Annotated in this window: 14 protein-coding genes; 5 read left to right on the forward strand and 9 right to left on the reverse strand. The window is 75.1% G+C overall.

Features of this window, described 5'->3' with window-relative positions; all coding sequences use genetic code 11:
- Positions 1-57 precede the first annotated feature (57 nt).
- Both ACI797_RS25315 and ACI797_RS25320 read left to right on the forward strand, forming a co-directional pair.
- Positions 58-561, forward strand: coding sequence for an ATP-binding protein (locus ACI797_RS25315; RefSeq protein ID WP_456862609.1), 504 nt, complete (start codon positions 58-60; stop codon positions 559-561).
- Between the two features lie 47 nt (positions 562-608).
- Positions 609-1,520: an RNA polymerase sigma factor SigF gene (locus ACI797_RS25320; RefSeq protein ID WP_456862612.1), complete on the forward strand. Its 912-nt coding sequence runs from the start codon at positions 609-611 to the stop codon at positions 1,518-1,520.
- A 51-nt stretch (positions 1,521-1,571) separates the two neighbouring features.
- Here ACI797_RS25320 and ACI797_RS25325 read toward each other — a convergent pair whose 3' ends face one another.
- Positions 1,572-2,753 carry an SPFH domain-containing protein gene (locus tag ACI797_RS25325; protein WP_456862615.1) on the reverse strand — a complete coding sequence of 394 codons (1,182 nt, stop codon included), beginning with the start codon at positions 2,751-2,753 and terminating at the stop codon, positions 1,572-1,574.
- 75 nt (positions 2,754-2,828) lie between these two features.
- On the reverse strand, positions 2,829-3,266 hold the full coding sequence (locus ACI797_RS25330; protein ID WP_456540224.1) for an NfeD family protein: 438 nt from the start codon (positions 3,264-3,266) through the stop codon (positions 2,829-2,831).
- A gap of 57 nt (positions 3,267-3,323) precedes the next feature.
- On the opposite strand from ACI797_RS25330, the gene ACI797_RS25335 reads away from it, so the two are divergent.
- Positions 3,324-4,064, forward strand: coding sequence for a hypothetical protein (locus ACI797_RS25335; RefSeq protein ID WP_456862619.1), 741 nt, complete (start codon positions 3,324-3,326; stop codon positions 4,062-4,064).
- 53 nt (positions 4,065-4,117) lie between these two features.
- Here ACI797_RS25335 and ACI797_RS25340 read toward each other — a convergent pair whose 3' ends face one another.
- From ACI797_RS25340 to ACI797_RS25365, 6 genes are all read right to left on the reverse strand, one after another.
- Positions 4,118-5,239, reverse strand: coding sequence for a ferrochelatase (locus ACI797_RS25340; RefSeq protein WP_456862622.1), 1,122 nt, complete (start codon positions 5,237-5,239; stop codon positions 4,118-4,120).
- A 54-nt stretch (positions 5,240-5,293) separates the two neighbouring features.
- Positions 5,294-6,076, reverse strand: coding sequence for an enoyl-ACP reductase FabI (fabI, locus tag ACI797_RS25345; protein WP_456540227.1), 783 nt, complete (start codon positions 6,074-6,076; stop codon positions 5,294-5,296).
- The gene (fabG, locus tag ACI797_RS25350) at positions 6,076-6,780 is read right to left on the reverse strand and encodes a 3-oxoacyl-ACP reductase FabG (protein ID WP_456862625.1); all 705 of its coding nucleotides are present in this window, start codon (positions 6,778-6,780) and stop codon (positions 6,076-6,078) included. Before fabG ends, fabI begins: the two co-directional genes overlap by 1 nt.
- Positions 6,781-6,858: 78 nt before the next feature.
- Positions 6,859-8,214 carry an aminotransferase class V-fold PLP-dependent enzyme gene (locus ACI797_RS25355; protein ID WP_456862628.1) on the reverse strand — a complete coding sequence of 452 codons (1,356 nt, stop codon included), beginning with the start codon at positions 8,212-8,214 and terminating at the stop codon, positions 6,859-6,861.
- Positions 8,215-8,302: 88 nt separating this feature from the next.
- On the reverse strand, positions 8,303-8,515 hold the full coding sequence (locus ACI797_RS25360; RefSeq protein ID WP_456862631.1) for a hypothetical protein: 213 nt from the start codon (positions 8,513-8,515) through the stop codon (positions 8,303-8,305).
- Positions 8,516-8,522: 7 nt separating this feature from the next.
- Positions 8,523-9,599: a transglycosylase family protein gene (locus ACI797_RS25365; RefSeq protein ID WP_456862634.1), complete on the reverse strand. Its 1,077-nt coding sequence runs from the start codon at positions 9,597-9,599 to the stop codon at positions 8,523-8,525.
- Between the two features lie 140 nt (positions 9,600-9,739).
- Between ACI797_RS25365 and ACI797_RS25370 the strand changes: the two genes are divergently transcribed.
- A complete protein-coding gene (locus ACI797_RS25370; protein WP_456862637.1) occupies positions 9,740-10,411 on the forward strand; it encodes an NAD(P)H-binding protein in 672 nt (223 codons plus the stop codon).
- A 63-nt stretch (positions 10,412-10,474) separates the two neighbouring features.
- Here ACI797_RS25370 and ACI797_RS25375 read toward each other — a convergent pair whose 3' ends face one another.
- On the reverse strand, positions 10,475-11,299 hold the full coding sequence (locus ACI797_RS25375) for an alpha/beta fold hydrolase (RefSeq protein ID WP_456862640.1): 825 nt from the start codon (positions 11,297-11,299) through the stop codon (positions 10,475-10,477).
- A 215-nt stretch (positions 11,300-11,514) separates the two neighbouring features.
- Between ACI797_RS25375 and ACI797_RS25380 the strand changes: the two genes are divergently transcribed.
- Positions 11,515-12,489 (forward strand): quinone oxidoreductase family protein, encoded by a 975-nt coding sequence (locus ACI797_RS25380; protein ID WP_456862643.1) that lies wholly within the window; start codon positions 11,515-11,517, stop codon positions 12,487-12,489.
- The last annotated feature ends 172 nt before the right edge of the window (positions 12,490-12,661 follow it).

The raw sequence follows: 12,661 nt of genomic DNA on the forward strand, positions 1-12,661 counted from the left end.
GTCGTCGCGATCCGCGCGAGGCGCGGGCGCCGAGGACGAGGAAAGGGCGGACAACGGATGGCCGACTCGAGGGGTGCCCTCGCGCAGGACGGACGGCGCGGTGAACGGCTGGAGCTGCGGGTGCCCACGACGCCGACCCAGCTGCCGGCGGTGCGCGCCATGGCCGGTGACCTGGCGATGCGGATGGACTACGACCTCGACTCGGTCGAGGACCTCCGCCTGGCCGTCGACGAGGCCTGCGCCATCCTCGCGGTCGTGGGTGCCGACGACGAGCCGCTGACCGTCGTCTTCGAGACCACCCGCACCGGGCTGCACATCGACGCGTGGGTGCCCACCGCCGCCGGCACGGACGTCCCGCGGGACGGCTTCGGTTGGGCGGTGCTGCAGACCCTCGCCGACAACGTCGACGGCCGGCCGGCCACCCAGGCCGACGTCCCCGGCGGCAACGGCACCGCCGAGCCCGTGGCGGTCATCTCCATGGACAAGTACCTGCCCGGCCAGCGGCCTCCGGAGGTCGTCGGCGGTGGGGCGGGCCAGAACCTCTCGGTCCCGCAGCGGTGACCCGGACGGCTGCCGGAGACGAGGACACCCTGCCCAAGGGGCTGTCCGTGATCCCGCGAACGGCGGAGGACGACATCTCTGCACAGGAACAGCCGGTCGAGCTGCCCGAGGACCAGGCGACCGGGCGGGCCGACGACGCCGAGGAGGCGGACGAGGCGAGCGAGCCGGAGACGACCCCCGACAGCGCACCGGTCTCGGACAACCGGCGGCGGGCCGAGCGCACCGCGCCGTTGTTCGCCGAGCTGGCCACGCTGGCAAAGGACGACCCGCGCCGGGAGCGGCTGCGGGAGATCCTGGTCGAGGAGCACCTGCCCCTCGTCCGGCACTTCGCGCGGCGCTTCAGCAACCGCGGCGAGCCGTTCGACGACCTGCTGCAGGTGGGCACGCTCGGGCTGATCGCGGCCATCGACCGGTTCGACCCGAACCGCGGCGTGGAGTTCCTCAGCTTCGCCGTCCCCACGATCACCGGCGAGATCAAGCGGCACTTCCGCGACCAGGGCTGGTCGGTGCGCGTCCCCCGGCGGCTGCAGGAGCTGCACCTGTCGCTGAACGCGGCGGTCGGCGAGCTGGCGCAGAAGAACGGCCGGGCGCCGACGCCGTCGGAGCTGGCCGAGCACCTGGGCATCCCCCGCGAGGAGGTGCTCGAGGGCCTCGCCGTCGCCAACGCCTACCGGTCGAGCTCGCTCGACGAGCGGCTGTCCGGTGAGGACGACTCCCCCACCCTGGCGGCGACGCTGGGCGAGGAGGACGCCGCGCTGGAGGGCGTGGAGTACCGCGAGTCGCTGCAGCCGCTGCTGGCCACGATCCCCGCCCGCGAGCGCCGGATCCTGATCCTGCGGTTCTTCGGCAACATGACGCAGTCGCAGATCGCCGCCGACATCGGCATCTCGCAGATGCACGTCTCGCGGCTGCTGTCGCAGACCCTCGCCAAGCTCCGCGAGGGCCTGCTCAAGGACTGATCCTTGCTTCCGGCGCCGAAAGCCGGACGGCTTTCGGCGCCGGAAGCGGGGTCACTGCTGCGGCGGCTGCCCGGGCGGCAGGGCCTGCTCGACGTCCTCGTTGTGCGCCTCCTGCTTCACCTGCGACAGCGGCGGGGGCGCCGGGATGCCCGGCTGGATGCTGGACAGCTCGATCTTGGCCTCGGGCTGCTCGGCGGCCGGCGGCAGGTGCGACTCGAACCAGCCGCTGGTGTCCAGGCCGTCACCGGAGCGGCCGCTGCCGTTGGTGGACGCCGGCACGTCGAGGAACGACTTCTCGCTGTCGGCCCCGCCCATCCGGGCCAGCCCCTCGAGCGCCTTGCTGAACTCGCTGGGGACGATCCACATCTTGTTCGCGTCGCCCTTGGCGATCTGCGGCAGCGTCTGCAGGTACTGGTAGGCCAGCAGCGCCTGGTCGGGCTTGCCGTCGTGGATGGCCTGGAAGACCGTCTCGATCGACTTCGCCTGGCCCTGCGCCTGCAGGAACAGCGCGGCGCGCTCACCCTCGGCGCGCAGGATCTGGCTCTGCCGCTCCGCCTCGGCCGCGAGGATCGCCGCCTGCTTCCTGCCCTCGGCGGAGAGGATCGCCGCGGCCTTCTCGCCCTCGGCCGAGGTGATCGCGGCCTGGCGCGAGCCCTCGGCGGTGAGGATGATCGCCCGCTTGTCGCGGTCGGCGCGCAGCTGCTTCTCCATGGAGTCGCGGATCGACGCCGGCGGGTCGATCGCCTTGATCTCGACGCGGGCCACCCGCAGGCCCCACGGGCCGGTGGTGCCGTCGAGCACCGAGCGCAGCTGGCTGTTGATGCCGTCGCGGCCGGTGAGCGACTGCTCGAGGTTCAGCCCGCCGACGACGTTGCGCAGGGTCGTCGTCGTCAGCTGCTCCATGCCGGTGATGTAGTTCGCGATGCCGTACACGGCCAGCCGCGGGTCGGTCACCTGGAAGTAGACGACGGTGTCGATGCCGACCTGCAGGTTGTCGGCGGTGATGACCGGCTGCGGCGGGAAGGAGATGACCTGCTCGCGCAGGTCCACCGTCGCGCGCACCCGGTCGACGAAGGGCACCAGCAGGTTGAGCCCGGGCGACAGGGTCCGGCTGTAGCGGCCCAGGCGCTCGATGACCTTCGCCTGGGCCTGCGGGACGATGGTGAGGCTCTTGGCCACGACGATGATCACCAGGACGGCGATCACCAGCAGGGCGATGAGGGCGGGCTCCATCGGGGCCCCCTTTCTCGAGGACTACGTCGATCGTGCAACGAGTGATCGGCCCTGGTCATCCCCCGGGCGGGCGGTCTACTCCAGGGCGTCCCCGACGACCGCCGTCGCCCCCTCGACCTTGAGGATCCGCACCGTGTCGCCGACGGCGAACGCCTCGCCGTCGTACTGGCTGCGGGCGGTCCACTCGTCGGCGCCGAGCTTGATCCGGCCGCCGTGGTGGTCGACCGCCTGGGTGACCCGCGCCGTCCTGCCGATCAGGGTGTCGACGCCGTCGAGCTGCAGCGGGGTCTTCTGCTCGAGGTGCTTCTTGGCGATCGGCCGGACGACGGCCAGCAGCGCCAGCGAGACGAGGACGAACGCGACCAGCTGGAACGCCACGGCGCCGCCGGCCAGCGCGACGGCCATGCCGCCCAGCGCCCCGCCGGCGAACATCAGCAGGACCAGGTCGAGGCTCACGACCTCGCCGGCGGCGAACAGGCCGGCGGCGATGAGCCAGAGCAACCACGCAGCCATACCCGGAGTGTCTCATCACCGAGGGTGATGTCGGGGTCGCGACGTAGCCTTCCCTGCGTGCACGACTTCCCCGCGGGCCGCTTCGCGGTCTGGGCGACCGCCTGGTTGACCGGCCGCACCTCCTACGACGAGGCCCTCGACGCCCTGCTCGGCGACACCGCGCACCGGGTCGCCGGCCTGCCGGGCACCGACGAGGCGGTCCCGCTCGGCTGGGCGCTGACCGCGCTGCGCGGCCTGGGCGAGCGCCGCTTCCGGCTGGTGCTGCCGGTGCCGGGCGACGTCCGCGGCCTGCCCCGCGCGCCGGGGCTCTCCGCGCTGGCGCTGGAGGCGGGCCAGGCGGCGGTCGGCGAGCGGCTGGCGCTGGTGCCCGAGTCGATCGGGCCCGAGGCGATCGCCTGGACGGCGTTCCCGCTGGACGGCGTCGCGCCCGTGCCGCCGCCGGTGGAGGGCAGCCTGCGCGCCGTCTCCGGCCAGCTCGACCTCGCCGTGGGCGACGCCGCCCGCACGCTGGCCGACCTCGACCTGGCCCGCTGGAACCCCGAGGTGCCCACGCTGCTGGCCGGCCTGGCCCGCAGCACGGGCGCGCCCGGGCTGCCGCCGGACCACGACCCGCTGGCGCTGTCGGTGCTCGGCCGGGCGCAGCGGCTGGCGCGGGTGCTCGACCTGGCGATGGCCGACGCGCCCGGTGCGGCGGTCACCCACGCGCAGGCCGCGGCCCGCGACGACGCGCTGCGGCCGCTGGCGCAGGCGGTCCGGGAGGCCACGGTCGCCGCCTACAACGCCGTCCCGCGCGGTTGATCATCGGCGGATGGTCGGCCCCGTCGGCGCGTCGGGCAGCCACCTGCCGATGATCAACTCGCCGGCCGGGTGGGGCGCTGCACGAAGCAGCAGGCGGCGGGGCAGTTCGTCCCCAGCCGCGGCTCGCCGCCGGCGCGGCGCTCCTCGAGCAGCTCGCGCAGCGACGTGACGAACGCGGGGTGCGTGCCGGCGGTCGCCGCCCGGGCGAAGGCGAGGCCGAGCTTCTCGGCGGTCTGCCTCGCCTCGTTGTCGAGGTCCCAGATCACCTCGAGGTGGTCGCTGACGAACCCGACCGGGAAGAGGACGACGGCCCGCTCCCCCGCCGCGGCCAGCGCCTCGAGGTGGTCGTTGACGTCGGGCTCCAGCCACGGCACCGACGGCGGGCCGCTGCGGCTCTGCCACACCAGGTCGAAGGGCCGGCCGGGTGCGGCGGCGTCGACGACGGCCCTCGCGGCGGCGGTGAGCTCGGCCTCGTAGGCGTGCCCCTGCGGTCCGGCGACGTCGGCCATCGCGTCCGGGATGCTGTGCGCCGTCGCGACCAGGCGGGCCGAGCCGCGCAGGTCGTCGGGCAGCGAGGCGATGGCGGCGGCCAGCGCGTCGGCGTTGGCCCGCACGAAGCCCGGGGCGTCGAAGTAGTGCGGCAGCTTCTCCGCGGTGGGCCCGCCGCCGAGAGCGGCGCGGGCCCGGGCGACGTCCTCGTGGTACTGCCGGCACCCGGAGTAGGAGGCGTACGCCGAGGTCGCGAGGACGTAGACGTGCTCGACGCCGTCCTCGGCCATCTGCGCCCAGACGTCCTCGACGTAGGGCTCCCAGTTGCGGTTGCCCCAGTAGACGGGCAGGTCGATGCCGGCCCCTCGCAGCTCGGCCTCCAGCGCGGCGAGCAGCGCCTTGTTCTGGTCGTTGATCGGGCTGACCCCGCCGAAGTGGTGGTAGTGCTCGGCGACCTCGACCAGCCGCTCCGGCGGGATGCCGCGGCCGCGGGTGACGTTCTCGAGGAACGGCATGACGTCGTCGTGCCCCTCGGGTCCGCCGAAGGAGAGCAGCAGCAGCGCCTCCCGCCGTCCCGCAGGGGCGGGCGCCGACGACGGCGCCGTCCCGCCGTTGTTGCGGACGGCGAGCGACGGGTCCTCGTCGGGGCGCTGGCCGGGGTGGAGGTCGACGATGGCGCGGGGCACGTGGTGCTCTTCTCCTGTCCAGCGGAAGACGGATGCGGTTCCACGCCGACGGCTCTACACACCGACGGCGTGGAACCCCCCGTCGACGTGCACGATCTCGCCGGTGGTCGCCGGGAACCAGTCCGACAGCAGGGCGACCACGGCCTTGCCGGCGGGCTCGGTGTCGGTGACCGACCAGCCCAGCGGCGCGCGGGTCTCCCACGCGTCCTCGAACTGCTTGCTGCCAGGGATGGACTTCATCGCCATGCTGCGCAGCGGCCCGGCGGCCACCAGGTTCACCCGCACGCCCTCCGGTCCGAGCTCGCGGGCCAGGTAGCGGGAGGTGGACTCCAGCGCCGCCTTGGCCGCCCCCATCCAGCCGTAGACCGGCCAGGCGACCGACGCGTCGAAGGTCAGCCCCACGACCGACGCCGACGAGCCGAACAGCGGGCGGCAGGCCTGGGTGAGCGAGGCCATCGACCAGGTGGAGACCTGGAACGCCGTCGCGGCGTGCTCCCAGGCGACCTCGGGGAAGCCGTCGCCCATCGCCTCCTGCGGCGCGAACCCGATGGAGTGGACGACGCCGTCGAGGGTGTCGCCGTCCCCGAGGCCCAGCGCGTCGCGCAGCCGGTCGGCCAGCGTCGCCAGGTGCTCGGTGTTCGTCACGTCGAGCTCGACGACCGGCGCCTCCTGCGGCAGCCGCTTGGCGATCCGCTGGCACAGCGACAGCGCCCGGCCGAAGTTGGACAGGACGACGGTGGCGCCCTGCTCCTGCGCGAGCCGGGCGGTGGCGAAGGCGATCGACGCCTCGGTCAGCACGCCGGTGACGAGGACCTTCTTGCCCTCGAGGATTCCCATCAGTGCCCCATCCCCAGTCCGCCGTCGACCGGGACGACCGCCCCGGTGATGTAGGCCGCCGCGTCGCTCGCCAGGAAGCGGACGACGCCGGCGATCTCGTCCGCCTCGGCGTACCGGCCGAGCGGGACCTGCCCCAGGATCTCCTTCTGCCGGTCCTCCGGCAGGGCCGCGGTCATGTCGGTGGTCACGAACCCGGGCGCGACCACGTTGGCGGTGATGTTCCGGCTGCCGAGCTCGCGGGCGACCGACCGGGCCAGGCCGACCAGGCCGGCCTTGCTGGCGGCGTAGTTGGTCTGGCCGGCCGAGCCGAGCAGGCCGACGACCGAGGAGATGAAGACCATCCGGCCCCAGCGGTTGCGCACCATGCGCGCCGACGCCCGCTTGGCCACCCGGTAGGCGGCGGTCAGGTTGGCGTCGAGGACCTCGCTGAAGTCCTCCTCCTTCATCCGCATGAGCAGGCCGTCGCGGGTGATGCCGGCGTTGCTGACCAGCACCTCGACCGGGCCCTGGTGCTCCTCGACCTCGGCGAAGGCCCGGTCGACGTCCGCGCCGCTGGTCACGTCGCACCGGACGCCGAAGAGCCCCTCCGGCGCCCCGCTGCCGCGGTGGGTCACCGCGACCGAGTCGCCCTGCTCGGCGAAGGACCGGGCGATGGCCAGCCCGATCCCGCGGTTGCCGCCGGTCACGAGCACCGATCTACCCACGTGCCACTCCCCTGCGCCGGAGGACCCTGTCGCAGCAGAAACCTAGCCGGTGGTCGCAGGTCACACCCGCCGGTCCCGTCAGACCGGCGTCCGGGGGCGGGGTATGGGCGGCGCCGCGTCGCGCGGGGCGCGACCGGCGTCCCCCGACGTCGCCGCGATCGCCCGCAGCGCCGCGCCGAGCTCGGCGACGTCGGCCAGTGACGTCGTCGCGTCGCAGCTGACCCGCACGGCTCCGGGCAGCTGGTCCTCGCGGTCGGCCCGGGCGTCCTCGTGGAACGCCCGGACCTCGTCCTCGTCGAGCCCGAACAGCCGGGAGACGTAGGGGTGGGCGCAGAAGCAGCCGCTGCGGACGCCCATGCCGTGCTCGGCGGCCAGCCGGGCCGCGACCTCCCGGTGCGCCGTCCCCTCCAGGACGAACGCCGCCACCGGCAGCCGGTCGCCGGTCGTCGGCCCCAGCCGCCGGAGGCCGGGGACGGCGGCCAGTTCGGCGTCCAGGGCGCGGACGAGCGCGTCCTCGTGGGCCCGCCGGGCGGCCCGGTCGCCGGCCGCCAGCTCCTGGGCGGCGGCCGTGAGGGCGACCACCCCCACGACGTTCGGTGAGCCGGCGTCGTCGCGGTCGGGGCAGTCGGCCCAGACGACCTCCTCGAAGGACACCGCCTTGACCGCTCCGCCCCCCACCAGGAACGGCTCACCGTCCGCGAGGAGTGGCCGCGGCAGCACCAGGGCGCCCGCGCCGAAGGGCGCGTGCATCTTGTGCCCCGAGAACGCCAGCACGTCGATGCCCAGCGCGGTCATGTCCACCGGCCGGTGCGGCACCAGCTGGGCACCGTCGACCGCGACCAGGACGCCGCGCTCCCGGGCCGCGGCCGCGACGGCGCGCAGGTCGGGCAGCCAGCCCGTGACGTTGGAGGCGCCGGTGAGCGCCAGCACCCGGGGACGCGGGCGCTCGTCGAGCGCGGCCACCACGGCCGCGGGGTCGAAGGTGCCGCCCCGGTCGACGTCGACGACCCGCAGCCGGGCGTGCCGGCGCCACGGCAGCAGGTTGGCGTGGTGCTCGACCGCGGTGGTGACGACGACGTCGTCCCGCCCGAGGCCGAGCCGGAAGGCGAGGACGTTGAGCCCCTCGGTGGTGTTCTTCGGGAAGAGCACCACGTGGGTGGCCGGATCGGCGCCGACGAACCGGGCCACGACGGCGCGCGCCTCCTCGTACCGCGCGCTGGAGTACTGGGACTTGGCCCCCGCGCCCCGGTGGACGCTGGAGTACCAGGGCAGGAAGTCCAGCACGGCACGGACGACGCCGGCCGAGGCCGACGTCGTGGCCGCGGCGTCGAGGTCGAGGTAGCGACGCGGGCGCCCGCCCACGGGGATCTGGAGGTCGGCGCCGACGAGGCCCCCGGCCGCGGGGGGCGACGCGGCATCTCGGGTCGATGTCATCGACATCAGCGCTCCAGTGTCGACCCGGGGCACGTGCCCGGGAGAGCCCTGGGAACGCTACTCGCGACCGGCCCGGCCGGAGCCGGTTTCAGGCGGGCGGATCCGCGATCAGCTCCGTGCACCGCGGGCAGGGCGGGACCGAGCGGCCCTCTCCCGGCGTCCACGCGCCGCGGACGAGGCCGATCCGGGCGCCGCAGACGGCCGTCCAGGGCGGTGCGCCGTCGGCGTCCGACCGGCGCACCGCGTGGGCCAGGTCCTCACCGCCGCGCTGCTCCCACCCGGTGACGTGCTCGCCGGCCACGGCGCGGTCAGAGGTTGCGGCCGCAGGTCGGCCAGGCGCCGGGGCCCTGGCCGACGAGGACCTTCTCGGCGACGGCGATCTGCTGCTCGCGGGTGGCCAGGTCGGCGCGCGGCGCGTAGGCGAGCCCGCCGTAGGCCTCCCAGGTCGACTGGCTGAACTGCAGGCCGCCGTAGTAGCCGTTGCCGGTGTTGATGCTCCAGTTGCCGCCGGACTCGCACCGGGCGACGGCGTCCCAGTCGTTCCCGGGCGAGGGCGCCGGAGCCGGAGCCGGCGCGGGAGCGGGGGCCGGGGCCGGGGCCGGGGTGTTGGACGACGTGCTGCTCGGCGGGGCCGGTGCCGGCGCCGGTGCCGGTGCGGCCGCCTGGCTCTGCAGGTCCACGAGGGTCTCCCGGGCCTGGTCGAGCTCGGCCTGCAGCGCGGACTGCTCCGCCTGCAGGTCTGCGACCTGCTGCGCGGCCGTGGCGCGGGCCGCCTCGGCCTCGGCGAGGGCCGCCTCCGCCTCCTGCCGGAGCTGGTCGGCCTGGCCCAGCTGCTCCTCCGCGGTGTCCTGGGCCTCCGCGGCCGTCTCCTCCGCGTCCGCGACGGTGGCCAGCACGGTGGTCCGGTGGTCGCCGGCGGCGTCGAGGAGGATGGCGCGCTCGAGCACCTCGGCGGGGTCGTCGGCGGTGAGCAGGCTCTCCAGCTGCGGCGAGGTGCTGCCCGCCATGTAGCTGTCGCGGGCGAAGGAGGCGACGTCGTCCCGGGCCGCGGCCAGCTCCGCCCGCGCCTGCTGCGCCGCGGCGTCGGCGGCCTGCGCGTCGGCCAGCTCCTGCGCGTACGCCTGCTGCGCGTCCTGCTGCCGGCCGAGCGCCAGCGCGGCGGTCGCCTCGGCCTCCGCGACCGCCGTCTCCGCGGCGCCCATCTGCTCGAGGGTCTGCGCCACCAGCGCCGCGGCGTCGTCCGCGGCCTGCTGCGCGGCGCCGACCTCGTCGTCGGCGGGCGCGGCGGCGGCCGTCCCGGCGACGCCGAGCACGGCGACGACCGCGGTGAGGGCGAGGCCTGTGGCCCGGAGGAGCTGTCGCACGGGGATGGCGTTCGGCAGCACCGGCATCCTCCTTGAGCGCGGGTCCCCCGCTCGGAGGACGCCCGCGTCGTGGGGTTCAGGGCCTCCCCAGCATGCTCGCCGCCCGATCCACCCCCTCCGGCGACCCCCCTCCCCCCGTCCCCGTGGAAGAGTCGCCAGGCGTGAAGGTCCTGGTCTTCGGCGGTAGCGGCCTGATCGGCGACGGCATCGTCAAGGAGTGCCTGCAGGCCGCCGACGTCACCGAGGTCCTCGCCGTCGGCCGACGTCCGCTGGAGCTGCGCCACCCGAAGCTGCGCACCGTGGTGCACGGCGACTTCCTCGACTTCGCGCCGATCGCCGGCGAGCTGGCCGGCGCCGACGCGTGCTTCTGGGCCCTCGGGGTCTCGTCGGTGGGCATGGACCCCGCCGAGTACGAGCGGGTCACGTACGGCTACACCGCCGCGGCGGCGCGCACCCTCACGGCGGTCGCCCCGTCCGTGACGTTCGTGTACGTCTCCGGGGCCGGCACCGACAGCTCCGAACGCGGCCGCAGCCGCTGGGCCCGCGTCAAGGGCCGCACCGAGAACCTGGTCCTCGGCACGTTCCCCGACGGGTACGCGCTGCGCCCCGGCTTCGTCCGGTCGGTCCACGGCGGGAGGTCCCGGACCGCCCTCTACCGCTGGGGCAGCAGCGCGCTCACCCCGATCGCGCCCCTGCTGCAGCGGCGGTTCCCGGCCCTGGTGACCTCCACCGCGGACATCGGCCGGACCGCCCTGCAGCTGGCCCGGCACGGCGCCCCGGAGCACGTGCTGGAGAACCGCGACATCGTCGCCACCGCCGCGGCCGGGGGCTGACGAGCGCGGGCGCCCGCGCCGACTCCGGCGGATCCCCGGAACCCGCCGGAGTCGGCCCCCACGTCAGGCCTGGAGAAAGGCCAGCAGATCCGCGTTGATCGTCTCGGCCTGCGTGGTGGGCATGCCGTGCGGGAAGCCGGCGTAGGTCTTCAACGTCCCGTTCGGCAGCAGCTCGGCCGAGAGCGGCGCGGAGTCGGCGTAGGGCACGACCTGGTCGTCGTCGCCGTGCATCACCAGCACGGGCACGGTGATCTTCCTCAGGTCGTCGGTGAAGTCGGTCTGTGAGAACGCGACGACGCCGTCGTAGTGCGCCTTGGCGCCACCCATCATCCCCTGCCGCCACCAGTTCTGGATGACCGCCTCGATCGGCTCCGCACCGGGCCGGTTGAAGCCGTAGAAGGCGGTGGCGGCGAGGTCGCGGTAGAACGCCGACCGGTTGGTGGCCACCTGCTCCTGGATGCCGTCGAAGACGCTCTTGGGCAGGCCGCCCGGGTTGGCGTCGGTCTGCACCATGATCGGTGGCACCGCGCTGATCAGCACCGCCTTCGCGACCCGGTCCTGGCCGTGCCGGGCGAGGTAGTGCGCGACCTCGCCGCCGCCGGTCGAGTGCCCGACGTGCACCGCGTCGTGCAGATCGAGGTGCGCGGTCAGCGCCGCCAGGTCGTCGGCGTAGTGGTCCATGTCGTGCCCCTCGCCGACCTGCGCCGAGCGACCGTGGCCCCGCCGGTCGTGCGCTATGACGCGGTAGCCGTGCTGCAGGAAGAACATCATCTGCGCGTCCCAGTCGTCGGCCGACAGCGGCCAGCCGTGGCTGAAGACGATGGGCTGACCGGTCCCCCAGTCCTTGTAGAAGATCTCGGTTCCGTCGGCGGTCGTGATGACGGGCATGGGTGGGCCTCCTGCTCCCGAGTGGCACGGACGCGGCCCGCGGCTGATCGGTCGCGAGCCGGTCCCGACGCTAGGGCCGGCGCGGGGTGGCGGATGTGCTCTGACTGACGAGCTGCGGACCCTGCCTGCCGCCCTCGGCGACGGCTCGGGTCGGAGACCGCGGAGCACGGTGCCCGGCCGACCGGCTGCCGGAGGTCAGCCCATACCCTTCCGCCATGCGTGCCGTGCAGATCACCCGCTTCGGCGGGCCCGAGGTCCTCGAGGTCGTCGACGTCCCGGAGCCGGAGTCGGCCGCCGGTCAGCAGCTGTTCGACGTCGCCGCCGCCGGCATCAACTACGCCGACACGCACCAGACCGAGGACAGCTACCTCGCCCCGCAGAAGCTGCCGCTGATCCCCGGCGCGGAGTTCGTCGGCACGCCGGCCGGCGGCGGGCAGCGGGTGGTCGGCCTGCTGGACGGCGGCGGCTACGCGGAGAAGGTCGCCGCGCCCACCCGCCTCACCTGGCCGGTGCCCGACGGCGTGACCGACGAGCAGGCGCTCGCAGTCGTCCTGCAGGGCGCGACCGCGTGGCACCTGCTGCGCACCAGCTCGCACCTGCGGGAGGGTGAGTCCGTCGTCGTCATCGCCGGGGCCGGCGGCGTCGGCTCGCTCGCCGTCCAGCTGGCCAAGCGGTGGGGCGCCGGCCGGGTGATCGCCACCGCCTCCAGCCCCGAGAAGCGGGCGCTGACCGAGGAGCTCGGCGCCGACGCCTCCGTCGACCCGGCGCTGGCCGACGACGACGACCCCAAGCAGTTCACCGCCGCCCTGCGCGAGGCCAACGGCGGCAAGCCCGTCGACATCGTGCTGGAGATGACCGGCGGCAACGTCTTCTCCGGCTCGCTGTCGGCGCTGGCCCCGTTCGGCCGGCTGGTCACCTACGGCATGGCCGCCCGCCAGGAGACCCGCGCGGTGCCGCCCGGCGCGCTCATGCGGCGCAGCCGCGCCGTCATCGGCTTCTGGCTGGCGCACTGCATGACCCGGCCGGAGATGATGGACGCCGCCCTCGAGGAGCTGCTGCCGATGGTCGCCGAGGGCGGCCTCAAGCCGGTCGGCGGCGGCCGCTACCCGCTGTCCGCCGTCCGCGAGGCGCACCAGGACCTGCTCGCCCGGCGCACCACCGGCAAGCTCGTCCTCGACCCGAGCCGCTGAGTGCTTTGGGGGGGGGGGGGGGGGGGGGGGGGGGGGGGGGGGGGTGGGGGGGGGGGGGGTGGGGGGGGGGGGGGGGGGGGGGGGGGGGGGGGGGGGGGGGGGGGGGGGGGGGGGGGGGGGGGGGGGGGGGGGGGGGGGGGGGGGGGGGGGGGGGGGGGGGGGGGGGGGGGGG

Source organism: Geodermatophilus sp. SYSU D00691, assembly GCF_054050275.1.

Excerpts from the sequence above, each read along its gene's own strand:
- ACI797_RS25315 (WP_456862609.1), top strand. The coding sequence starts at position 58 with ATGGCCGACTCGAGGGGTGCCCTCGCGCAGGACGGACGGCGCGGTGAA.
- ACI797_RS25325 (WP_456862615.1), bottom strand. The coding sequence starts at position 2,753 with ATGGAGCCCGCCCTCATCGCCCTGCTGGTGATCGCCGTCCTGGTGATC.
- ACI797_RS25330 (WP_456540224.1), bottom strand. The coding sequence starts at position 3,266 with ATGGCTGCGTGGTTGCTCTGGCTCATCGCCGCCGGCCTGTTCGCCGCC.
- fabI (WP_456540227.1), bottom strand. The coding sequence starts at position 6,076 with ATGGGAATCCTCGAGGGCAAGAAGGTCCTCGTCACCGGCGTGCTGACC.
- ACI797_RS25355 (WP_456862628.1), bottom strand. The coding sequence starts at position 8,214 with ATGACATCGACCCGAGATGCCGCGTCGCCCCCCGCGGCCGGGGGCCTC.
- ACI797_RS25375 (WP_456862640.1), bottom strand. The coding sequence starts at position 11,299 with ATGCCCGTCATCACGACCGCCGACGGAACCGAGATCTTCTACAAGGAC.
- ACI797_RS25380 (WP_456862643.1), top strand. The coding sequence starts at position 11,515 with ATGCGTGCCGTGCAGATCACCCGCTTCGGCGGGCCCGAGGTCCTCGAG.